The organism is Pseudomonas sp. 7-41, assembly GCF_021233075.1.
Lineage (GTDB): Bacteria > Pseudomonadota > Gammaproteobacteria > Pseudomonadales > Pseudomonadaceae > Aquipseudomonas > Aquipseudomonas veronii.
In genome coordinates this window covers 3,217,952-3,241,887 of sequence record NZ_CP089551.1, presented here as the reverse complement: position 1 = coordinate 3,241,887, position 23,936 = coordinate 3,217,952, and the positions used below count along the sequence as shown (strand labels likewise).

11 protein-coding genes and 1 pseudogene are annotated in these 23,936 nt (G+C 65.8%); 11 read left to right on the top strand and 1 reads right to left on the bottom strand.

What is annotated here, in order from left to right; translation table 11 throughout:
* Window positions 1–273 precede the first annotated feature (273 nt).
* The 10 genes from LQ249_RS14530 (at window position 274) to LQ249_RS14485 (ending at window position 20,936) form a co-directional block, all read left to right on the top strand.
* Window positions 274–678: a hypothetical protein gene (locus tag LQ249_RS14530; RefSeq protein ID WP_232566586.1), complete on the top strand. Its 405-nt coding sequence runs from the start codon at window positions 274–276 to the stop codon at window positions 676–678.
* A gap of 134 nt (window positions 679–812) precedes the next feature.
* The gene (locus LQ249_RS14525) at window positions 813–7,325 is read left to right on the top strand and encodes an SDR family NAD(P)-dependent oxidoreductase (protein WP_232566585.1); all 6,513 of its coding nucleotides are present in this window, start codon (window positions 813–815) and stop codon (window positions 7,323–7,325) included.
* A gap of 29 nt (window positions 7,326–7,354) precedes the next feature.
* Window positions 7,355–8,671: a flavin-containing monooxygenase gene (locus LQ249_RS14520; RefSeq protein ID WP_232566584.1), complete on the top strand. Its 1,317-nt coding sequence runs from the start codon at window positions 7,355–7,357 to the stop codon at window positions 8,669–8,671.
* Between the two features lie 25 nt (window positions 8,672–8,696).
* The gene (locus LQ249_RS14515) at window positions 8,697–12,131 is read left to right on the top strand and encodes an alpha/beta fold hydrolase (protein WP_232566583.1); all 3,435 of its coding nucleotides are present in this window, start codon (window positions 8,697–8,699) and stop codon (window positions 12,129–12,131) included.
* Window positions 12,124–13,620: a flavin-containing monooxygenase gene (locus LQ249_RS14510; protein WP_232566582.1), complete on the top strand. Its 1,497-nt coding sequence runs from the start codon at window positions 12,124–12,126 to the stop codon at window positions 13,618–13,620. The genes LQ249_RS14515 and LQ249_RS14510 overlap by 8 nt, the downstream gene beginning before the upstream one ends.
* Window positions 13,608–16,385 carry a polyketide synthase family protein gene (locus tag LQ249_RS14505; protein WP_232566581.1) on the top strand — a complete coding sequence of 926 codons (2,778 nt, stop codon included), beginning with the start codon at window positions 13,608–13,610 and terminating at the stop codon, window positions 16,383–16,385. Before LQ249_RS14510 ends, LQ249_RS14505 begins: the two co-directional genes overlap by 13 nt.
* Complete coding sequence (locus LQ249_RS14500; RefSeq protein WP_232566580.1) at window positions 16,382–18,178, top strand: acyltransferase domain-containing protein; 1,797 nt, start codon at window positions 16,382–16,384, stop codon at window positions 18,176–18,178. Before LQ249_RS14505 ends, LQ249_RS14500 begins: the two co-directional genes overlap by 4 nt.
* Window positions 18,175–18,447: an acyl carrier protein gene (locus tag LQ249_RS14495; protein ID WP_232566579.1), complete on the top strand. Its 273-nt coding sequence runs from the start codon at window positions 18,175–18,177 to the stop codon at window positions 18,445–18,447. The genes LQ249_RS14500 and LQ249_RS14495 overlap by 4 nt, the downstream gene beginning before the upstream one ends.
* Window positions 18,440–20,209, top strand: coding sequence for a fatty acyl-AMP ligase (locus tag LQ249_RS14490; RefSeq protein WP_232566578.1), 1,770 nt, complete (start codon window positions 18,440–18,442; stop codon window positions 20,207–20,209). The genes LQ249_RS14495 and LQ249_RS14490 overlap by 8 nt, the downstream gene beginning before the upstream one ends.
* Window positions 20,196–20,936, top strand: coding sequence for a thioesterase II family protein (locus LQ249_RS14485; RefSeq protein WP_232566577.1), 741 nt, complete (start codon window positions 20,196–20,198; stop codon window positions 20,934–20,936). Before LQ249_RS14490 ends, LQ249_RS14485 begins: the two co-directional genes overlap by 14 nt.
* Window positions 20,937–21,017: 81 nt before the next feature.
* Here LQ249_RS14485 and LQ249_RS14480 read toward each other — a convergent pair.
* Window positions 21,018–21,194: pseudogene (locus LQ249_RS14480) on the bottom strand (Arm DNA-binding domain-containing protein); the annotation flags it as partial.
* A 1,116-nt stretch (window positions 21,195–22,310) separates the two neighbouring features.
* On the opposite strand from LQ249_RS14480, the gene LQ249_RS14475 reads away from it, so the two are divergent.
* Window positions 22,311–23,930, top strand: a complete 1,620-nt coding sequence (locus tag LQ249_RS14475; RefSeq protein ID WP_169881118.1) for a hypothetical protein — start codon at window positions 22,311–22,313, stop codon at window positions 23,928–23,930.
* The last annotated feature ends 6 nt before the right edge of the window (window positions 23,931–23,936 follow it).

Sequence of the window (23,936 nt, the reverse complement as noted above, 5' to 3'; positions counted from 1 at the left end):
TTTTTTTGATGGGCCAAGGAAAGTCTTAATTCTGGACTTGCAAGGCTTTTGGATGCTGCCCGTAACCAATGGATGTATTGAAATAAAACACCCGCATCGAAACTTAGGGAGTGAGTGGTACTACTCCCCTCCACGCCTTTGGTACTAGGCGCTTTTGTACAATTGACGCCGCTGTTCAGCCCTCGCAATACTTACCGCCGTAAACCAGCCAGCAACAACAATAATAATTACTGCAGGGCGCCTAGATGCGCCGATGAGACAAGGAGTTCTTAAATGTTTGGTTACTATGCGCAATACAGCAAGGAATACATCACCACCCTGATGATCGTGACCACCCTGTTCTTTGCCTTACCCATCTTCCTCGCCCCGCTCCAATGGGCCCGGCTCATGCGCTGGACCATCCCCGAACACCAACACCTAGCTATCTATTTCGGCCGTTGCCTCGGTGCGTTCATTCTTGTCGTTGAAGTAGCGATGTTGCGTTCGGCCACCACTGGTACCAGTTTCAGTTATGCCTTCGATATTCTTTTCGTGGTCTTCACGCTGATGTTCTTCGTGCATGTCTACGGCGCAATCAAAAAGATCCAGCCTATTACCGAAACACTGGAAATCGGTTTCTGGATGATCCTCTTCGTACTCAATATTTTGTTCTACCCCACCACCAGTATCACGCTGTAAACCTTCGCCGGACCGTGGCCGGAAGTTTGCCGGTCGCCGTTCAACCCCGTTAAAAGTACGCATTTCCTGGCGCCTTCGCGTCGGCGGTCCCGTGTCCGCCGAACGCTGCGCCATGGCCGGTTCAAGGAGTGAACATGATCGAGTCCAGGGAAGACGCCGCGCTCAAGCCCGTCCTTAAGGAATTAGTGCGCGACCTGCTCCTGCAGGCCACCGGCCTGGCCCCGGCAGTGCTGCACGATGAGGCGCCGTTCCATGAGATCGGCCTGACCTCCCTGGCGATCCTCAACTTCAACGAGCGCATCCAGCCGGTGTTCCCCGGCCTGAACAAGACCCTGCTGTTCGACTGCAGACACCTTGGCGATGTGGTCGAGCATCTGCTGCGCGAGCACCCCGAGGCCTGCGCCCGCTACCTGCAACAGCAGCACCCCACACAACAGGAACCGCCCGCGGCGCCCTGGCCGCACCTCGCTCCACTTGCCCTTCGGCGGCCGGACAGTGACGTCCTGGATATTGCAATCGTCGGCCTGCACGGGCGTTTTCCCGATGCCGACAACCTCGACCAGCTCTGGCAGAACCTGCTGCACGGCCTGGATTCGATCAGCGAGATACCTGGCGAGCGCTGGCCGCTGGAGGGCTTTTTCCAGGCCGGGGCCGATGCCCGCGACAACGGCCTGAGCTACGCCAAATGGGGCGGTTTTCTCAACGATATCGAGCGCTTCGATGCACAGTTTTTCGGCATTCCGCCACGCGAAGCGGCCTGCCTCGACCCGCAGGAACGGCTGTTCCTGCAATGCGCCTGGCATGTACTGGAAGACAGCGGCCACCTCGGCGAACGCAGCCGCGTGCTGCGCCACGCCAACGGTTCGCTGGATATCGGCGTGTTCGTCGGCATCACCAGCAACACCTGGCCACTGCTTGGACCTGCGCTGTGGCAGACCGGGCATACGGCGATCCCCAGCGGCCTGCCATGGTCGGTGGCCAACCGCGTGTCCTGGGCTCTCGACCTGTGCGGGCCGAGCCTGGCGGTGGACACCGCCTGCTCGTCATCACTGACCGCCCTGCACCTGGCCATCGAGAGCCTGCGCAAAGGCCAGTGCCGCGCGGCGCTGGTGGGCGGGGTCAACCTCTACAGCCACCCGGCCAAATACGTGCAGTTATGCCAGCAGCACATGCTCTCGCCCAGCGGCCGCTGCCAGGCATTCGGCAGTGGCGCCGACGGTTTCGTCCCCGGCGAAGGTGTCGCGGCAGTCCTGCTCAAACCGCTGTCGGCGGCGCGCCGCGATGGCGACCGGATCTTTGCCGTGCTCAAGGGCAGCGCGGTCAATCATGGCGGGCGCAGCAACGGCTACACCGTGCCTAGCGCCCGCGCCCAGGCCGAACTGATCCAACAGGCGCTGAACGACGCGCGGGTGCCGGCGGCCAGCATCAGCTACATCGAAGCCCACGGCACCGGCACCCGCCTGGGCGACCCGATCGAATTGCAGGGGCTGAAACAGGCCCTCGCAGCGACCGACAACACGCCGTGCGATGTCGGTTCGGTGAAGAGCAATTTCGGTCATCTGGAAGCCGCAGCGGGCATGGCCAGCCTATGCAAGGTGGTGCTGCAGTTGCGCCACCGCAGGCTGGCGCCATCGCTGCACGCGCAGACCCTGAACCCCTACGCGGCGCTCGAACACAGCCACCTGCGCATCGTCCGCGAAGCTCGCGAGTGGAGCCCACGTGGCGTGCGTCGCGCCGGCATCAGCTCCTTCGGCGCTGGCGGTGCCAACGCCCATGTCATCGTCGAGCAGGCACCCGAGGCCATGGCACGCACCGCCAGTACCGGGCTACCGGTGTTCGTGCTCTCGGCGCGCAGTGAACACCAATTGCGCGAACAGGCCAGCGCCTTGCTGGACTGGCTCGCCCCCCACGGCGACGACGCCCTTGGCGCCCTCGCCTACACCCTGCAATGCTGCCGCGCGGCCTTCGATCACCGGCTTGCACTGGTCGCCGGCGGCACCCAAATCCTACGCGACGGGCTGTCGCGCTTTCTCGACGGCGAGCCCTCGGGCTATCAGGGCCGCGTGCTGGGGGGGACATCCCCGGATGCGCAAGCGCCCGGCGAGGATCCCCATGCAGTGGCCCGGGCCTGGGTCGCCGGCCAGTTCGCCGATTGGAGCCGCTTCTGGCCGCAAGCACCGATCCCGCTGGCCGCGCCGCTGTACCCCTTCGCCCGCGACCTGCATCAACTGCCGCGCATCGCCGCCGTCAGCGTGAGTGACAGCCGCCGTATAGCGCTCGATCCGCAGCAGTTCTTCCTGCGCGATCACCGCGTTCAGGGCCAGCCGGTGCTGCCGGCCGCGGCATACCTGGATTTCTGCGTCGATACCGCGCGGCGCCACGGCCTCGACCTGCCGCTGGAACTGCGCGCCCTGACCTGGGCCAGCCCGGTGCGCTTCGACACCCCGCAACCGCGCACCCTCGACTGCCACCATGAACGCCACGACAGCGGGCTGCGCCTGAGCTTCCAGAGCAACGGCGAGACTCACCTGCGCGGCGAATGCCGGCCCCTGGCGCAAGCGCCGCACGCCCCGCCGGACCTGGCCCGACTGCGTCGCGACTGCTGCGAGGCACTGGACCTCAGCCAGTTCTACCCGACCCTCGAACGGCTGGGTATCGCCTACGGCCCGACCTTCCAGTGCCTGCACGCCGCCTGGCGCGGCGCCGACCAGGCGCTGACCGAAGTGCGCCTGCGCCCCCGCCACGACGAAGCGCTGACCGCCCTCGACCCGGCGCTGCTGGATGCGGTGTTGCAAAGTGCTTTCGTCACCGCGGGCCAGATCGAAACCACCTTCGTGCCCTACGCCTGCCAATCACTGCGCTGCCATGGCGTGCTGACCGAGCGGCTGTATGTGCAGGTGCGACCCCATCCGGCGCAAAGCGGGTCGATGCACATCTATGACTTCCGCGTATTCGCTGATTCCGGCGCACTGCTGCTGGAGATCGATAGCTTCGCCTTCCGCCAGTACCGAGTTGCCGCAGAGCAACCGGTGCATTTACTGGAGCCGTGCTGGCTGGCGGCGCCACCGGCGCAAACCGCCTCGCCGGCCACCACCCTGCTCTACCGCGCCAACCCGGACCTCGCCCTGCCCGCCGCCGTGCTGGACAGCAGTTGGCACCTGCACACTGCCAGCCACTTCCACTATCTGGCGCCGCGCACGGTACAGGCCGACCTCAACGACCCTCGGCATATCGACCTGCTCCTGCGCCTGCTGACCACCCAGGGACTGAGCCCCCAACGCCTGCTGCTGGACCTGCGTGCGTCCGCGGCCCGTGAGGCTGCCCTGGGCGACGGCCTCGACGCCGTGCTCGCCGCCGCCGACCTGTTGCGCCACCTGTGCCAGGGCCTCGGCACACCGCGCCTGCAGGTGCAGGTGCTGGTCGATGGTGGCCCAACCAGCGCCATCGAAGGGCTGCTGCGCTCAGTGGTGCAGGAGCTGCCGAGCCTGAGCGCCAGCCTGATCGAGGTCGACGGCAATCCCCCTGGTCTTGAACATGAACTGCTGGCCGCCGCGCAACCCGGCGTGCAGCGGATTCGCCTTGGCGACGGCCAGCGCCAGCGTGCCGCGCTGCGCTTCATCGCGCCCAACGAGCGCGGCCAGGCCATCGATTTTGCCCCTGGCGACACCCTGCTCATCAGCGGCGGCCAGGGCTCCGTGGGCCGGGCCCTCGCCGGGGCGCTGGCGACGCTGGGCGGTTTGAACCTGGCCATCCTCGGCCGCCGCGACGCCGACGCCAGCTGCGAACAGTGGCTGCAACAGCTCCGCCAACTGGGGGCGGCCAACGCCGGTTACTGGCAGGCCGACTGCGCCGACGCCGACTCGTTGCACACCGCACTGACCGCGATCCGCCAGCGCTTCGGCGGCTGTCAGGGGGTGATCCATTGTGCAGGCGTATTGCACGACGGTTATTTCCTGCGCCAACCGGCCAGCGAACGCCATGCGGTATTGCAGGGCAAGACCCTCACCGCGCAGCGCCTGGACCAGGCCACGGCGCAGGACCCGCTGAAGCTGTTCATGGTCTGTTCGTCGCTGGCCGGGGTCTACGGTAATGTCGGGCAGAGCGCCTACGCCCTGGCCAACGCCTGGCTCGACCGCTTCCTCGAACGCCGTCAGCAGCGCGGCGCCCCGGGCCGCTCACTGTCGATCGCCTGGCCGCTATGGCAAACCGAACACGGCATGCAGGCACCGGAGCCAGTACGCCAGTGGCTGAACCGCAATGGCCTGGCGCTGCTGCCAGAGGACCAGGGCGTGGAAGTGTTCCTACGTTGCCTGGCCCTGCCACAGACCGTGCTGGTGCCGGTGTGCGGCCAGCGCGAGGCGGTGGCGACGCTGTTCGGCATCGCCGCGCAAGCGCCGGCCAGCGCGCCCGTCGTGCAACCGGGCGTGTCGCTGCTGGACTACCTGAGCCAGCAACTGGCCGAGGTCACCGCCACCGCTCTGGAGCGTATCGACCCGGACACCTCGCTGGAAGTCTTCGGTCTCGACTCGATCCTGGTCATGGAACTGAACGCTCGCCTTGAACGGCACTTCCCTGACCTGTCGAAAACCGTGCTGTTCGAAGTGCGTAACCTGCGCGAGCTGGCGGCGCTGCTGGCGGCCGAGCACCCCGAACAGGCCGCCCATCTGGCGCCGGCCGAAATCGCCAGCCCGGTAGCGCAGGCGCAGCCGGTGCCGGTGCCGGTCATGGAACCCGACGCCGGGCGCCAGGACATCGCGATCATCGGCCTCGCCGGCCGCTATCCTGGCGCCCGCGACGCCCAGGCTCTGTGGCAACACCTGGCAGCGGGCGACGATCTGGTCAGCGACATCAGCCACCGCTGGCAACAGGCGGACGACCAAGCCCCACTGTACGCCCGCTGGGGCGGGCAACTGGAAGACTTCGACTGTTTCGACCCACTGTTCTTCGGCATCTCGCCCCGTGACGCCGAGCGCATGGACCCACAAGAACGGCTGTTCCTGCAGACCGCCTGGCATGCCGTCGAAGATGCCGGCTACACCCCGCAGACCCTGTCCGGCCCGCGCCTACCCGGCATGCCACGACGGCGGGTGGCGGTGATCGCCGGGGTGATGTACGGCGAATACCAGTTCTACGGCGCCAGCGCCTGGCCGCAGAAGCCGGCGACCCTGGCCAACTCCTCCTACGCCTCGATCGCCAACCGGGTGTCGTTCTGCCTGGACCTGGAAGGCCCGTCGTTCGCCGTCGACAGCATGTGCTCCTCGTCGCTGACCAGCCTGCACCTGGCCTGCGACCTGATCCGCGGCGGCAGTTGCGAACTGGCCCTGGCCGGAGGCGTGAACCTGTCACTGCACCCGTACAAATACCGCACCTTGTGCGAACTCAACTTCGCCTCGACCCAGGGCCAGTGCCGCAGCTTCGGCGCCGACGGCGACGGCTACGTGCCAGGCGAAGGCGTCGGCGTGGTGCTGCTCAAGCCGCTGGGCCAGGCCCTGCGTGACGGCGACCACATCCACGGGGTGATCCGCGGCAGCGACCTCAACCACGGCGGCCGCACCTCTGGCTACACCGTGCCGAACGCCGACGCCCAGGCTCAGGTGATCGGCCGCGCGCTGGAACGCTCGGGCCTGCCGGCGTCGCGGCTGGGCTATATCGAAGCCCACGGCACTGGCACCAGCCTTGGGGACCCTATCGAAATCCGCGGCCTCAGCAAGGCCATTGGCGCCCAGGTGCCCCAGGACTGGCAGTGCCCGATCGGCTCGGTGAAAGCCAACCTCGGCCATCTGGAATCGGCCGCCGGCATGGCCGCGCTGACCAAAGTGCTGTTGCAGTTCAAACACCGGCAACTGGCGCCATCGATCCATGCCGAGCAGTTGAACCCGAACATCGACTTCAGCAAGACGTCGTTCGTGGTCCAGCAGCACCTCGCACCATGGCCGGAACCCCGCGATGGCCTACCCCGGGTGGCGGCGATCAGCTCCTTCGGGGCCGGCGGCGCCAATGCCCATATGCTGGTGGAAGACGCGGCGCCGAGCGCCCTGCCGCCGGTGACCGGCGCGCAGGTGTTCGTCTTCAGCGCCCGTGGCCAGGGGCAATTGCGCGAGTACCTGCAGCGCTTTGTCGATCACCTGGAACACGAACGCGCTCTGGCGCCACAGCAATCTACGGCGCGCCTGGGACGCGAGGGCTTCACCACCGCCGAAGTCGCCCGGACCCTGCGCGAAGGGCGGCAGCGGTTCGATGAAGCGCGCCTGGCAGTGATCGCCGGGGACTTCGATGAATTGCGGCAGTTGCTCGGTGAGTGGTTGCTGGAGGGGCGTGAGGGTAAGGCGCGGACGCTGTTGGGGGATGGCAGGTTGCAGGATGAGGCAGCGCGCTGGCTGGAAGGAATGGATATCGAGCCTGCCACCGAGCCGGAACGGAAAGTGCCGCTGCCGGGGTATGCCTTCCTTCGGCGGCGGTATTGGGTTGAGACTATCGCGAGCAAGCTCGCGCCTACAGGATCGCGCGCCACTGTAGGAGCGAGCCTGCTCGCGATGGACTGCACAGCGGTCCCAAAACAACCCAGCCCCCAAGACATCCTCGACCGCCTGTCCCGCCAGGAAATTACCCCGGACCAGGCCAGAACCCTGCTCAAGGCCCTGCTTTGACCACTCCAACCACAAAGGGAATCGACGCTATGCAGCAGCCGACAATCGCCATCATCGGCGCCGGGGCCAGTGGCCTGGGCGTGGCCAAGGCCCTTCGGGAAGCCGGGGTGAACTTCGAGATCATCGAGGCCACCGCGCGCTTCGGCGGCAACTGGCAGCCCGACGGCCCGGCGTCGAAGATGTACGAGTCGGTGCACCTGATCAGCTCACGGCATAACACCCAGTTCGTCGACTTCCCCATGCCAGCCGACTACCCCGACTACCCGCGGCACAACCAGGTGTTCGCCTACCTCACGCAACTGGCCGAGCATTGCCAGCTCACCGCGCACACCCGCTTCAACACCCGGGTCACGCACATGGCCAAGGACCGTCAGGGCTGGCAATTGACCTTCACCGACGGCAGCCAGTCACGCTACGAGGTAGTGGTGGTGTGCAACGGCCTGCTCGGCGTGCCGAAGATCCCCGATTACCCCGGCACCTTCAGCGGCCTGAGTCTGCACGCCCGGGACTACCGCTCTTCGGAGCAATTGCGCGGCAAGCGGGTTCTGGTGGTGGGCGGCGGCAACTCCGGCTGCGACATCGCCGTGGACGCCGCGCAGACCGCCAGCCGCGCGCTGCACTCGACCCGTCGCGGCTACCACTACATGCCCAAGTTCATCGACGGCCAGCCGACCCAGGAATGGCTGATGGACCAGGCGCCGAAGTTCAGCGACGAGGACGCCTACTGGGCCCATGTCGAACGCAGCTTCAAATTCGCCGGCTTCGACGGCCGCGACTATGGCCTGCCGGCGCCGGACCATGATATCCGCGAATGCCACCCGATCCTCAACTCGCAGATCCTCTACTACATCGGCCACGGCGACCTGCACGCCAAGCCGGACATCAGCCGCTTCGACGGCCAGCAGGTGCACTTCAGCGACGGCAGCGTGGAGACCATCGACCTGATCGTCTGGGCCACCGGCTACGGCATCGACCTGCCGTTCCTGCCGCTGGAGGTGTTCGACTGGAAGCGGGAGTTCGACGGGCTGTTCATGCGCATGCTGCCGGTCCGGCACGATGACCTGATGTTCGTCGGCTACCTCAACACACCGTCGGGCATCGGCAACCTGGCCAACATGACCGGCCGCTTCATCGCCGCCTGCATCCAGGCCCGCGCCGCCGACAGCCCGGCGTGGCGGCAACTGCAACAAATCAAGCTCACGCCGGAACGGCTCGACCTTGGCCAGCAGCGCTTCATGCAGACCCAGCGACATGCCCATGAAGTCGACCTGTGGAAACTCATTCGCACCCTGAACTTCCTCACCGCCCGCCTGCAAACGGCGCAACCCCTGGCCCATAGCGCCTGAATCCGAAGCTTCGCGAGGCCCGACCATGAACCAGCCCACCCACCTGCCATCTGCCAACGAACTGAGCGCCCTTGAAGCGCTGCGCCTGCTCGACAGCCTTGCCCCACCGCCAGCGCTGGAAGCCCGGCTGCTGGATGACTTGCACGAACTGCTGCTGGGCGTACTGAAGATCGCCCCCGAAGACTTCTCGCCGACCCAGCCGCTGATGGACTACGGGCTGGACTCCATCGCCTCGACCGAAATCGGTACGCTGTTCACCCGACAATTCGGCATCACCGTGCCGCCGACGGTGTTTTTCGAATTTCAGGACCTGCAGAGTTTTTGCGGGTATTTGTTGGCTGGTCATCGGCCACAGCTGGAGAACCACTATAAAACCATACCCCCTGTAGGCGCGAGCTTGCTCGCGCCTACAGGGGCAGAGCCGATCGTCACGGATTTCTCTGGCGGTACCGCCTCGTCAATCGAAGCGCTCTGGCAAGCCCCCCCCCAACAGGAACCCGCCCAATCCCTCCTCGACCAGCATCTGCTCACCTGCCGCCAAGCCACCCGCATCCAGTTCCAGCGCCCCGCCGCGCCGCGCCTGGAATGCGCGACCTATGGCCAGGGCAGACCAGTCCTGCTGCTGGGCGGGCTGGTCATGCAGTACGACGTGATGTGGCGCCTGCAAATGCAGGCCCTCGGTGAAGGCCACCGGCTGATCATGTTCCACCTGCCCGGCTGCGGCGAAGCAGAGCTGCCGGACGCCTTCGATATCGCGCATTTGGTCGCCGATCTCGCCGACCTGCTCGACCAGCTTGGCATCACTGCCCCGCTGCCGGTGATCGGCTACTCCTTCGGTGGCGTCCTCGCCCAGGCCTTCGCCCTGGCCCATCCCGAACGCTGCGCCGGGCTGTGCATCACCGTCAGTTCACCGTTCAGCGAGGGCGCCTCCGACTTCCCGGTGCTGATGCGCGAGCTGCAAAAGAGCCCGCGCTTCATGACCCTCAATCGCGGCTGGAACATGCCAGCGCTGCCGGCGTACCAACAGGTGATCGGCGATTTCGACCTGCGCCCGCGCCTGCTGGCACTGAACTGCCCGTGCCGGATCATCTGCGGCAGCGACGATGCCTACCAGCCACCCGCCTACTCGGCACTGATCGCCAAGGCCATGCCCCACGCCGAGCTGATCGAGGTGACCGGCGCCGGACACCTGCTGGGCTTCACTCACCATGAGCACTACAACCGCCTGCTGCTGGAATTCCTCGCCGGGGTGCCGACGCCGGGCACCCCGGCGCCGCTTCCGCGCCCCGGGGTGTTCCAGGCGGCCAGCGCGCAGACCCTGGAAACCCTCGGTGACTATGTGCGCCAGGGCGACCAGGGCCATTGCGCCATTCTCTCGGCGCCCGCGGCGCAGACCGCGTTGCTGCTCAATCACCTGGGCCAGCGCGGCAAGCACGAACCCGGTGATTACCGCAGTTACTTCCTGACCTCGCTGGAAGAAGCCCTCGACGCCGCCCTGCGCCTGGCTCGCCACCACGCACGCAATCGCACCCCGGACGGCGAGGCCGGGCTGTTGCTGGTGGATGCCAGCGGCTACTGGGCGCGCTATTTCAACCCGCTGCAAGGCACCCACGCGCAGGCACTGGTCCCCGGCTTGCGGGTGGTCGGCAGCCTCGCCGAAGCCCGGACGCTGCTCGCCAGCCTGGGTCCGCAACAACTGGCGGCGGTGGCCTGTATCGAGGCTGCCGATGCCAGCCCGGACGCCTGCGATGCGCTGATCGCAAGCCTCGCCGGCAGTGGCGTTCTCAGCCTGTTCGTCGAACACTGCCGCGGTGCAGGCGACTGGTCGCTGGCGGCCCTACGCGAAAGCCCAGACCTGCTGGTCTTCGGCGAAGGCATCAGCGGTTTCCAGGCGCCGCTCGGCGCTTGCCTGGTGCATGAGCGGGTGAAGAATCCGTGGCTGATGACGCCCAACGAAAGCTATGTACGCCATGTGATGACCAACTTCGGCCTGCCGCTGCGCCTGGCGGCCGAGCACCTGACGCAGCGGTTCGCCGGCGAGCTGCCCGGCACGTTGCTACGCCAGTTGCGCCGTGTCGAATCGAGCAGCGAAGCGACCTTCCAGGCGCACCTGCGCCACGGCAACAGCGGTTACGCGCGCATCGCCCGCATGCACGGCTTCGATGCGCGGTTCTACGAAGCCCACGGAGTGCGTTCGCGGCTGCAGGTGGATGGCGAACCGTCGCGGGAGATCATCGACTGCTTCGTCAATGTCGGCACCTGCCAGCGCGGCCTCAACCCGGCGGACGTGATCGAGCAGGTGGCCGGGAAACACGACCCGCACCACGACTACTGGGGCGAGCTGACTCACCTGCTCGCCGAGCAGACCGGCCTGCCCCTGGCGCTGCCGGCGTCGAGCACGGTCACGGCGGTAGAAGCGGCCCTGACCCTCGGCCTGCTCGGCGCCCCCGGCGAACGGCGCAAGCTGCTGTGTTTCAGCGGCGGGCTGGGGTTTTCCATGCTCAGCGCGGCGGCGTCGCGCAACGAAACCTTCGATATCTTCCGCCAGCCGTTCGAACCGCTGCACGCCAACACCCTGTTCGTCGACCCGCAGGCGGCGGACGCCGAAAGCCGTCTGCAAACGCACCTGCTCAGCGGCGAGGTCGCGCTGGTCTGGTTCGAAACCCTGCAGGTCGACGCCAACGCCTCGCGGCCGATTCCACCGGCGTTGATCGCCCTGGTCGAACGCCACCGCGAGGCCAGTGGCTATCTGGTGGGCGTCGATGAAACCCAGACCAACCTGGTCACCGGGCACTTCCTGCACAGCCAGGCGCAGGTTTCGCAGCCGGATATCGTCGCCCTCGGCAGCGCCCTGTGCGACAGCCTGCTGCCCATGGGCGTGGTGCTTTACCGCGACGTGCTGGGGCAACGCGCCGTGCAACGCCAGCCCGAGCGCCTGCTGGATCTGCAGACCCGCGGGATCAATCAACTATGCGCCCACCTGGCGCTCAACTGCCTGCGGGCCATCGCCCGTGATGCCGGCCTTGCGCACGCCCGCGACCAGGGCGAGTACTTCAAGCAAGGCCTGCTGGGGCTGCAACGGGAGTTTCCGCTGATCAGCGAGGTCCGCGGCGAAGGCCTGCTGCTCACCGTCGAGCTGGACCTGCGCGACACCCCGGCCTTCGTCGAGCGCAGCTTCGGCTACCTGCTCTGGGGCAGCCTGCTGCGCGACCCGCAAGGCGGCGTCGCCGCTGCCGTGTGCCCGATCTACAACAACTGCCTGCGTTACCTGCCCCCTCTGACGATCGACCGCGAGGCCATCGACCTGATGCTCAGCAACCTGCGCCGGGCCCTGGTCCGGGGCATCGATGGCGTGCTTCAGGACTGCGCCGCGCACAACCGGCGCCAGGGCGATTCGCGCACCGCCGACTTTCTCGCCGGACTGATTCCGGCAAAAAAAAAGGAGCCACGCTGTGACTGAGCACACCCGCGTCAACCCGTCGCGCCCCGCCGAACCCGGCGTGGCTTCCATCCGTCCCTTGCAGGGTCGTGGCCCGATGATCTGCATCATCGGCGCCGGGGTCGGCGGCCTGTCCATGGCCCGCGCGCTAAAGCGCAAGGGCATCGCCTTCGACTGCTTTGACCGGCGCGACCGCATTGGCGGTATCTGGGCCTTCGAGCACAGCGGGCAGCACACTTCAGTGTGGCACAGCATGAACATGAACACGCCCAAGGGCCTGTACCAGTTCAGCGATTTCCCGATGCCCCGGCACTACCCGGACTTCCCTTCGCATCGCCAGGTACACGCCTATCTGAACAGCTTCGTCGAACACTTCGAGCTACGTGATTCGATCCACCTCGACTGCCCGGTGCAGCGCACCGAACGCCTGCCGGACGGTGTCTGGCGGGTGACCCTCGGCTCGGGCGAGGTCCGCCACTACGATGCACTGGTGGTCGCCAACGGGCACCACAACACGCCCAACTTCCCCGACTACGCCGCCAACACCACCATCGACGCCATCCACTCCCAACAGTACCGCTACCGCCACGGCTACCGGGAAAAGCAGGTGATGGTGGTCGGCGTCGGCAACAGCGGCGCGCAGATCGCGGTGGACGTCAGCCACGACGCACGCATGACCTACCTGTCGCTGCGCCGTGGCGTCTACGTGCTGCCGCACTACCTGTTCGGCATCCGCATCGACAAGGTCATGGGCGTCCTGAATGACTGGTGGGTGAAGAAGATCCTGCCCTACCCGCTCAGCGGGCTGATGTTCACCGGTTTGTACAAAGCGTTGATCGCCAAGCGCAAGCAACTGGGCATGCCCAAGCCCGACCACCTGATGATGTCGAGCCTGCCGACCCTCTCGGAAAACTTCGCCAACCGCGTCGGCGACGGCAAGCTCAAGGTGGTGCCACAGGTGCAGCGCATCGACGGCAACACCGTACACTTCGTCGATGGCAGCCAGCTTGAAGTGGACGCCGTGATCTATGCCACCGGCTACCACACCGACTTCCCGTTCCTGCCGGCCAAGCTGCTCAAGGTCGAGGAAAACCGCATCCCGCTGTTCCAGCGGATCTTCCTGCCGGACATGCCGAACATGGCCTTTATCGGCCTGTTCCAGGCGGTGACCTGGGGCTTCCTCGACATGATGGAGCGCCAGGCCGAACTGACCGCTGACTACTTCGCCGGCCAGTACCTGCGCCCCGAGCCGGACAGCGAGCGCCGGCACATCGCCGCCGAGCGCAAGGTGATCGAGCGCGAATTCCTTGCCACGCCGCGCAACAACTATGAAATGCACGGCCCGACCTACATGCACTACCTGGCCAAGGAACTGCGCCAGGGCCGCGACCGCGCCAAGGCCACCGGCAGCGTCAGCCCGCTGCTGGTCCAGGCCTACGCCTACGACGCGCTTAGCACGCTGGCCAAGCCGCAGGCGAGTGCCGTGGAGAGCGATCCATGCCAGGGATGAGCGCACCGGTCCTGGCCGTCGTCGGCATGTCCGGGCGCTTTCCCGGCGCCCCGGACCTGCGCGCCTTCTGGCACCTACTGCGCGACGGCGGCGATGCCGTGCGCCAGGTGCCGGCCGAGCGCTGGAACTGGCGCGACTACGACAGCGAACTGAATGCCGGCGAAGACACCAGCTATTGTCAGCGCGGCGGTTTCATCGAGCATGTCGACCGCTTCGACGGGCGCTTCTTCGGCATCCTGCCCCGCGAAGCACAGAGCATGGACCCGCAACAGCGGCTGTTCCTACAATGCGCCTGGGCCGCGCTGGAAGACGCCGGCTACGCGCCGGCGCACCTGGCGAAGCGGCGGGTCGGGGTGTTCGTCGGGGTCGGCCACGCCGACTACCCGACGCTGATGCGCCGCGACGGCGTACCCAGTGACGCCTGGCGCGGCACCGGCATCGCCCTGACCGCCATCGCCAACCGGGTGTCGTACTGCCTGGACCTGCACGGCCCCAGCGAAAGCATCGACACCGCCTGCTCCAGCTCGCTGGTGGCGCTGCACCGTGCCAGCCAGGCACTGCGGGGCGGCGAGTGCGACGTGGCGATCGTCGGCGGCGTCAACCTGCTGCTCGGCCCGGAACTGTTCATCGCCTTCGCCAAGGCCGGGATGCTAAGCCATGCTGGGCATTGCCAGACCTTCTCCGCCGACGCCGATGGCTACGTGCGCGGCGAAGGCGTCGCCGCGCTGGTGCTCACTTCGCTGGACGTCGCCCGGGCCAATGGCGACTACGTCTACGGCGAGGTGCTCGGCAGCGCGCAGAACCACGGCGGACGGGCCCACAGCTTTACCGCGCCCAACCCCTGGGCGCAGAGCGAAGTCATCCAGCAGGCCTGGGCGCAAGCCGGTCATTCGCCACGCCAGGCGCGGCTGATCGAAACCCACGGCACCGGCACGCCGCTGGGCGATCCGATCGAGATCAACGCGCTGAAAAAAGCCGTGCCTGCGGGCGACGGTGCGCCGATCGTGCTGGGCGCGCTGAAAAGCCAGATCGGTCATCTGGAAGCCGCCGCCGGGATCGCCTCGGTGATCAAGAGCCTGCTGTGCCTGCACCATCGGCAACAGGTCGGCAACCTCCATCACCGCCAGCTCAACCCGCAGATCAATCTGGACGACAGCCCCTTCCAGCTCGCCAGCGGCACAACCGCGCTGACGGAAAACCCGGGCGAACCGCTGCTGGCGGGCGTCAGCGCCTTCGGCTTTGGCGGGGTCAATGCCCATGTGGTATTGCGCGCCGCCGCCGCGCCCATCGTGGAAGATGCCAACGCCCAGCCGTGCCTGATCCTGCTGTCGGCCAAGGACGACGCCGGCCTGCGCGCCCGCGCCCGCCAGTTGCTCGACGCCTTCGGCGAGACCGGTGCACCCGGCAACGGGGCGCTGCGCCAGGCCCTGCTCGAACGCCTGCGCGACCTGCTCGGGCTGATGCCGGCGAACAACACTGCGCCGACCCGGCTGGCGACCTTGAATGTCGACGCCGGCTACTTCGTCGGCTGCCTGGAGCAAGTGCTCGACGCCCTGCAACTGGACGTGCCGATCGACGCCTGGCGCGGCGCGGTCAGCCTTGAAGACGTGGCGCAGCGGCTGGCCGCCGAAGCCCAGCCCCAAGCGACCGCCGAACCGCGCCTGGACACCTTCGCCGCCCTGCCCGCCGCGAACCTGGCCGAAGCCAGCCTCGCCAGTATCGCCCGCACCCTGCTGGACGGCCGCGACGCCATGTCCAAACGCCTCGCCTTCGTCGCCGACAGCCGCGAACAGTTATTCCAGCGCCTGCGCGACTTCCTCGAGGGTCAGCACGACGGACTTATGTGCAGCGGCAGCGCAGAAGCGGTCGCCGCGCCGAAAGACGCTGGGCAACTGACGCAATGGGCCGCGCATTGGGCCAGCAGCAAGGTGCCCAGCCCGGACTGGGCCAGCGTCTACGGCGAACGGCCACGCCCCGGCAAGATCCCGTTGCCGGCTTATCCCTGGTGCCTGGAGCGGGTCTGGTACACCCCGGTACTCACCGCCACCAAACGTACCGCCCCGAGCTCCGCGCAGGCCTGGCTCGACCTCTGGGAAAACGCTGCCGCCCTGCCCGGCTCGGTCATGGCGCTGGCCGGACTGATCACCCAGGCGCTTCGGCAGAACCCTGTTGAGCCGCTGGCCTGGTGCGACCTGCGCTTCGGCCCGCCGCGGGAACTGGAAAGCGCCGAGGCGCTGCGCTTTACCCCGGTCGAGCCGCACTGGCAGGTCAGCCAGGGCGAGCAGGTGCTGCTGCACGTGGAACGCGGTGAACCCGCGCCGATGCCCGCCGCCCTGCAACCTCACGCCGGCACCACCACCCTGGCGGCCAAGGCGTTGTATGCCAGCCTCGCCGAACAGGGCTTGTGCTACAGCGCCCTCGGCCGCGCCCTGCAAGACCTGCGCAGCACGCCGAACAGCCTGCACGCCAGCCTCGCCCTCGGCTGCCAGGGCGTGGATGACCTGTCGTTCTGGGCGGCGCTGCTGGCCAGCCTGTGCGTCGCGCCGGCATTGCTCGGCCAGGCTCCGACGCCGTGCCTGCCGTTCAGCATCCGCCAACTGTCTCTCGACCCCGAGGCGCTGCCCGGCGCCCGGCACCTGGGCATCGTCCGCCAGGGTGACGAACTGGCCGTCAGCCTGAGCAATGCCGATGGCCGCTGCGCCCTGCACCTGGAGGGCCTGGTCATGCGTGCCATCCCGCTGGCCCTGAACCGGGTGAACGCATGAACGCCTGGCTGTTCCAGGGCCAGGGGAGCCAGCGCAAGGGCATGGGCGCTGAGCTGTTCCCACGCTTTGCGGCGCAGGTAGCCGAGGCCGACCGGGTGCTCGGCTATTCCATCGAACGCCTGTGTCTGGAAGACCCCGACCAGCAACTGAACCAGACCCGCTACACCCAGCCGGCCATCTACGTGGTGTCCTGGCTGGGCTGGCTGGCGGCGCGGGAGGACGGCGCCACGGCGCAGTTCGCCGCGGGTCACAGCGTAGGTGAATACGCCGCGCTGACCGCCGCAGGCGTGCTGGACTTCGTCCTCGGACTGCGTATCGTCGCCGAGCGCGCGCGGTTAATGGCCGAGGTCGAGGACGGCGGGCTGGTGGCGGTGCTTGGTCACGGTGAGCAACAGGTCCGCCACCTGCTGGCGGAACTGCCGGACGGCGGCCTGGCCATCGCCAACATCAACAGCCCGCGGCAGATCATCGTCGGCGGCACGCACGCCGCCCTCGACCACCTGCTGACACTGTGCGCCGGCCGTGGCATCCGCGCCCTGGCGCTGAAGGTCAGCGGGCCGTTCCACACCCCGCACATGGCGTCGGCCGAACGCGGGTTCCGGGATTTCCTGCACAGCGTCAGCCACCGGTTTCGTGACCCTGTCTTCCCGGTGATCGCCAATATCGACGCCCGCCCGCACCGCCGCGAAGCGCTGGTGGACGCCCTGTCCCGCCATCTTTCCCACCCAGTGCAATGGCAACAGGTGGTGCAACACCTGCTGGCGGCGGGCGTCGAAGATTTCATCGAAATCGGCCAGCCGCCGATCCTCGCCGGCATGCTCAAGGACATCCGCGAACAGACGTCGGTGCCACCGCCACGCGCGGTACGCGAACGCCCAGTGCTGGTGGCGGCGCTGCCCCCGAACCTCGGCGGCGAAGCGCTGCTGCTCGAACTCGCCCGCCATGGCGCCATGGGCCTGCTGGACGCCCACGACCTGGACGGCCAGCCCCTGCGCGAAACCCTGGAGCGCTACAACGCCAACCCGCATCTGCGCGGCCGCTTCGGCGTCAGCCTCGGCGGTACGGCGCGACTGGCCGACGTCGCCGGGCTGGGCATCGGTTGCATCGAGATCGCCGCACACTACCTGACTGCGCAATTGCGCGAACGCTGGCCGGCGGTGCACTGGCTGGTGCGCATGGAACACCAACGCGACCTCGACGCCGGCCTCGCCCACGCCGACGCCCTGCTGATCGCCGCCGACCAACGCCTGCCGCTGTTGCTGGAAGCCCTGGCCCGTCGCGAACGACAGGTCCGTCGCCCGCTGATCGGCGCTGGCGGCCTGATCGGCAGCGCCGCCAGCGCCCAGGCCATGTTCGAACTGGGGGTGGATTTCATCGCCCCCGGCGCGGTGTTCCTGCTCGCCGCCGAGGCCACAGTGCCGGCGCCACGCCAACAGCAACTCGCCCGACTGGGCCGCCAGGCGCACCAGTGGCTGGCCGACTGGCGTTATCCCGAACTGCACAGCCGCAGCCAGGGCTACGTGCTCGACCGCGCCGCCCAAGAACAGAGCGAGGCCTCGCAAACCTTCTACCTGAGCGACGACGGCGACAGCGGCGAGGGCCGTCGCGTCCTGCACGCGCGTATGCAAACCACGGTGCGCGAAGCGCACTTACGCGGCGATGCCTCGCTCTGGCTGTTCAACCACTGGCGTCGTCAACACGCCCCGGACCTGACGGTCCCCTTACCCGCGGCACAGTTGCTCGACCTGCTGTGCCCGATCGCCCCCGACGCACCTTCAAGGACAAGCCCATGAGCCTGATCGAACACCTGCAAACCCATATCAGCGACTTCATCTGCAAGGAAGCCGAGCTGCCGGAAGACGAGATCGACCTGCATATGCCGCTGGGTGCCCTGGGCGTCGGCTCGCTGGTCGGCACCCGGCTGATCGGCAACCTCGAAGAACACTTCGGTGTGCGCCTGTCGCCGACCCTGGTATTCGAACACCCGAACATCAGCGAACTGGCCGCGGCCATCGCCGAGATCGCCAGCCAGGCCAACCGCGAGGAACCCGCGCATGTTTGACAAGACCTGCCTGAGCCCCCAGGAACTGGCCTCGGCCACCGGCAGCCTGGCGATCCACGACAGTCTGGCCCTGCGCGCGCGCCTGCACCCGGACAAGGTGCTGTTCACCCTGCTCGACGACAACGGCAAGGAACAGCAGCGCCTGACCTACCGGCAACTGCTCGGCCGCGTCAGCGCCATCGCCCGCCAGTTGCGCGAGCACAGCCAGCCGGGCGAGCGCATCGCGCTGTTCTTCCCGCAGGGGCTGGAATTCATCGCCACTTTCCTCGCCTGCCTGGTGGCCGGGCGCATCGCCGTGCCGGTCAACCTGCCGACCCGGCGCCGAGTCGAGCGCTGCCTGAAGATCCTCGACGACAGCGGCAGCCGCCTGCTGCTGGTGCCCGACAGCGAGCGCGCCGCGCTGCAACAGGCGTTCGACGGCAGCGCCGCGGCGGACCTGGCGATGCTCAGCCCGACCAGCACCTGCGACGACGACGTGCAGTGGTCGCGCCCGGACGACAGCGACCCGCAGCGTATCGCCTTCCTGCAGTACACCTCCGGTTCCACCTCGGCACCCAAGGGGGTAATGGTCAGCCACGCCAACATCAGCGCCAACCTTCGCATGATGCGCGACTCATGGGCGCTGGATCACACCAGCGATTTCGTCACCTGGCAGCCGCACCACCACGACATGGGGCTGATCCTCGGCCAGTTGCTGCCCATCGTACTGGGCAACCACACGGTGATCATTGCGCCCTCGACTTTCGTCCGGCAGCCTCTGATCTGGCTGCAGGCGATCGCCCGCTACAAGGCGCGGCTGGCGGGCGGCCCGAACTTCGCCTACAACCTCGCCGTGGAACGCTACGACGCCCAGCGCCTGGAAGGCCTGGACCTGTCGAACTGGAGCCACGCCCTCAACGGCGCCGACGTGGTCCGCCCGGCCAGCCTGCAACGCTTCGCCGAGTGCTACGGCGCCCACGGTTTTTCCGCCAATGCCTTCCTGCCCTGCTACGGGCTCGCCGAGGCGACCCTGTTCGTCAGCGGCGGCCCCCACGGCCAACCGGTGCGCTCGGTGCTGGCCGACCCGCTGACCATGGCCCTGGAACAGCGCCTCAGCGCACCGGCCGACCCGGCCGCGGCCCAGGTCCTGGTGGGCTGTGGCGAGCCGTCGTGGGAAGTGCGGGTGGCGGTGGTCGACCCGGCCACACGGCAACGCTGCGACGCAGGGCGCATCGGTGAAATCTGGCTGCGCGGCCCGGCCATCGCCAGTGGCTACTGGCAGAATCCCGAGGCCACGGAAGCCAGTTTTCGCGCGCGGCTCGACGATGGCAGCGAACAGACCTGGCTGCGCACCGGCGACCTCGGTTTCGTCGAGGAACAGGACCGCCAAGTCTACATCTGTGGCCGCCTCAAGGACCTGATCATTTGCGAGGGCCGCAACCTGCACCCGGAAGACATCGAGCACACCGTGATCGAAGCCCTGAAGGACGTCCGCCCGCAGAGCTGCGCGGTGTTCAGCCACGACAACGAACAGCAGCGCCAGACCATCGTCGCCGCCATCGAACTCAACCGCGAGATCAAGCGTTGGCTACAGGACAACCCGCGCCAGCTCAAGGCCGCAGTGCGCAGCGCGGTGGTGGAAAACCACGGCATCACCCTCAACCGCATCGTCTTCGTCCAGCCCACCAGCATCCACAAGACCACCAGCGGCAAGATCCAGCGCAGCAAGATGCGCCAGCTCTACCTGGCGGCGGAACTGGACCTGCTCAATGAAGCCGGCTGACCCGACGCTGGTGCAGTGGCTGGCCGACGCCGCGGCGCCGGTCAGCCTGGTCTGCTTTCACTGCGCCGGCGGCAGTGCGCAGAGCTTCTTCCCGTGGAAAAAACCGGCAACCGGGCTATGCGAACTGTACGCGGTGGAACTGCCGGGCCGCGCCCGCCGTCTGCGCGAACCTTTCGCCCACTCGGTGGACGCGCTGGCCGACCGCTTCGCAGAGCAATGCCGCGCACTTCCGGACAAACCCCTGGTGCTGTTCGGCCACAGCCTTGGCGCCCTGCTCTCCTACGAAACAGCGCGCCGCTTGCTGGCCGGGAGCGAGCGGCGGCCAGTGGCGTTGCTGGTGTCATCGCGCCAGAGCCCGGACTGGCTGCCGGCATGCGCCGGCTTGCCGGAACTCAACGACCAGGCCCTGCGCGACTACCTCATCGACCTCTCCGGCACCCCGCGCGAGGTTCTGGAAAACAAGGCGATGATGGACATCGCCGTGCCGATTCTGCAGGCGGACCTGACGTTGATCCTCGACTATCGGCACCCGCATCCCCGCCCGCTGGAGATTCCCGTGCGGGTGTTTGGCGCCATCGATGATCCGCAGGTGGGGTACGAATCCCTGCTGGCCTGGCAGCGGGTCAGCGGCGCGGACTTCAGCCTGCGCATGATCGACGGGGGGCATTTTGCGGTGATGGAGCAGATGGGGTGGGTGTTGCGGGAGGTGGGTGTCGGGGTGTCCTGAAAAACGCTGCACGGGGAGACCCGATTGGGAGTGAGATAAATCATGGGATTCTCCGAGGGACGGAGAGAAACGTCGGGGGCGTGCTTCCTTGAGGCTGGTTTGCGGGTAACAACCCAAGGACATGCGCTTCTGCTTGCCCGTCCAGTAGCAACGGAAAAGCCAGACTTTTCCGCCGCTGGCCGTCACATTGAGTGTGAGACCAACGCTGTCACCGAGGGTGTAGTCATTACCGGTGATTCGGGCGTGCCGAACTGTCATTTCTGAGAGTGCCATAGCGAGCGCCTGAACAGAGTCAGGGCTAGATGCTCATCTCGCTATGCAAACTGCTCCAGCAACAAACCGATTCAGTACGCGTCAGAATCCTGGACTTAATCCTGGACTTAAACGCACCGGATGGTGCTGGATTTCAGTGGTTCCCGCCGGAACGAAAAAAGGACCCGAAGGTCCTTATTTCAATCGCTTACAGAATTCAGTGGAACTCTGCGGCGCTATGTTTGGAGCGGGAAACGAGACTCGTATCTGGTGTCCTACTCATTGAAATCTAAGGGGTTTATTTCATTCCTGAATCAGGAAAGGACTTGATTCTGGACTTATTTTCAGGATGCTTCAAGAACAAAGAGTCAGTGATTCCAGGCAACGCTATTGGGTTCTGCTCATATCCAATTGGAGAATACCAATAACCTGACAGTCTCAATTACGCACGCTCAGCTCGAGAAGCGTACCCGCCGACAAAGTGCCCCCATCCCCAATACAAAACCCACTGTTGGCGACCCAGCGCTACCTGTGGTGACGGGCAGCAATCGGCTGTGGATTCAACCGCTCGACCCAAAATTGACTTTCTGGTCCGAGCAAAACCAATTTAAAGATAGGCACCGAGGGATATACGGGGTTGCTTAGGCGCAGCAACCGAGGACTGCCTTCGGCGCCGCGTCAGCAGTGGGTAAAGTCTGCGGTGGCTCAGTAGGTTTCCAACTTGAACGGCGCGTCCGCAATGGCGGCGTTGCCGGTGCTGAGCAGACCTGCCACATTTGGCCGCGACCCCACTGGCAGCAGTATCCGGGCACATGGGCTATGCGTTTGTATTCTCACCGCGCATACCACCGCGCGACATAGTCATCCAATGTTTCGATCAAAGTGGAGTCTAGGCCAAGACTGGCTGGATGCAGACGTATACGTATCAACGTATTTGACGCCCTTGCAGTCCACTGCTACACCGAGCTAGCCCCCTCACAATAAAAAACTGACCTGAAGCATCCGAATACGGTCCGCCTGAGCCCCATAACCGTCCGGAAGTCAAAGCACAGCAGCTGGACTGCTGGAGCTAGTTTCATGGTGCTCCACTTTTCTCGGCACACTCAGTCAAGGATATGACTTATGGAAAGTGTTGGTCGCTCTAGCAATACCTTTCGGAAAACGTTAATCAATCCGCCCTGCTCGTCGTCCGTTCGACGCCGCGCTGCAGGGTTGGCTTTCGCAGGACTGCTATTGGTTGGAAGCCACGCAGCCGCACAGGATGAACCCGCTTTTTCTCCCAACCTGCCATCTCCCCTCAGCCCGGTTCTACCCTCAGACGTTAATCCCGCAATGATTGGTGCATTGACCAAAAAGGGTGAGTTTGCACAGGTACAACGGGTGTTCGATATTTACTCCTGGCAGCAATTCCTGGCACTCAATTGGCCGACAGGAGAACAAGGCAAGCCAGCTGAGCGAATTACCGACGTGGCATTCGGGCCACCTGCATGGACACGCTGGCACGAGTCATTCGAGATCTTTGGCGAGCATGGTCAGCCGCCCACCTTGGCGCAAACGCTGGCGGCGCGACCGCAGCGCATGGCCGTAACGTCTCGCCATGGCGTTGCCCTGGGACCTTTGACCACTACTGATCGGGCAAAACGCGTACTGTCGATAGTCAGTGCGACCAAGGCGCTGACAGTCCTGAATGAGACGGAGCAGGCCTTTACCCATCCACTATGGGATCAGCACGGTAGTCTCGCCTACTATGAAATCCTGATAAACGACGTCGAAACCCAGTACATCGTAAAAAATGAGCTCTACAATCTGGATGGGCAAATAGCCTTCGCCAGCACGCACAATGCCTTGAATATGCCTGCTGGATTGTTTGATCACCCTGAGCAGCCAGGGGCCGTCGAGCTAAAGCTGGCATGGCGTGTGCTCGATGAGGCCGCCGGCGACATCCCGCAACGCTTTTTCACCGCCGATGCTGCAGTTCTCAACAGCGATGGTAAGGGCTGGCATGATGTGAAGGTCGGTCTGGTTGGAATGCACATCGCTCACAAGACCGGCACGTCCCCGCAATGGACGTGGTCAACGTTCGAACATGTCGACAACCTCCAGGTCAATTCCCTTGAGACTGTCCAGGTAAATGGCGAGCAGCGACATCTCCGAGCGTCGTTCAACAACCCTGACTGTGAAACCTGTCTAGTCAACACCTACCCACCCACCAAGGACACCGCAACCGGCCAATTGCGTACACAAGTGACCCGCGTGATCCCAATCCCCCCCGCCACCCAGCAGCTCAATCGGCAAGCGCAAGCGCTGCTGCACGACATGGGCTCCGTCTGGCAATACTACGAGTTGATCAACACCCAATGGCCGACAGATCCTGGCGCGCCTCCTACCACGCCGGGGCCTGATACGTTGCCGGCGAGTATCGACAACAAATCGGGTGGGAAACCGACGCCGGTCTATCTGGCCAACTCGATCATGGAGACCTATTTCCAGCTGGGCAATCAGCCTGTAGGAACGCAGGAGGAAGGGTCTCCTGCTGTTTCCGACAAGGTCTTTGGTACCGAGAGCTGTATGGGGTGCCATTATTCGGCGGGTATCGCGAGCGCCTATACGATCAGTCCAAGCGGAATCAAAACGGCTAATTTCAGCGGCCCAAATACCTCTGACTTCAGTTGGATGTTTCAACAGCTGGCGCACTTCCGTTCTGTCAGCAAACCCGCCACGGACGCAAAACCGACCCCCTGAGAGGCC

Bases quoted from the DNA above. Each gene is read 5' to 3' on its own strand.
- LQ249_RS14495 (WP_232566579.1), top strand. From the start codon at position 18,175: ATGAGCCTGATCGAACACCTGCAAACCCATATCAGCGACTTCATCTGC.
- LQ249_RS14485 (WP_232566577.1), top strand. From the start codon at position 20,196: ATGAAGCCGGCTGACCCGACGCTGGTGCAGTGGCTGGCCGACGCCGCG.
- LQ249_RS14515 (WP_232566583.1), top strand. From the start codon at position 8,697: ATGAACCAGCCCACCCACCTGCCATCTGCCAACGAACTGAGCGCCCTT.
- LQ249_RS14490 (WP_232566578.1), top strand. From the start codon at position 18,440: ATGTTTGACAAGACCTGCCTGAGCCCCCAGGAACTGGCCTCGGCCACC.
- LQ249_RS14530 (WP_232566586.1), top strand. From the start codon at position 274: ATGTTTGGTTACTATGCGCAATACAGCAAGGAATACATCACCACCCTG.
- LQ249_RS14505 (WP_232566581.1), top strand. From the start codon at position 13,608: ATGCCAGGGATGAGCGCACCGGTCCTGGCCGTCGTCGGCATGTCCGGG.
- LQ249_RS14500 (WP_232566580.1), top strand. From the start codon at position 16,382: ATGAACGCCTGGCTGTTCCAGGGCCAGGGGAGCCAGCGCAAGGGCATG.
- LQ249_RS14475 (WP_169881118.1), top strand. From the start codon at position 22,311: ATGGAAAGTGTTGGTCGCTCTAGCAATACCTTTCGGAAAACGTTAATC.
- LQ249_RS14520 (WP_232566584.1), top strand. From the start codon at position 7,355: ATGCAGCAGCCGACAATCGCCATCATCGGCGCCGGGGCCAGTGGCCTG.
- LQ249_RS14525 (WP_232566585.1), top strand. From the start codon at position 813: ATGATCGAGTCCAGGGAAGACGCCGCGCTCAAGCCCGTCCTTAAGGAA.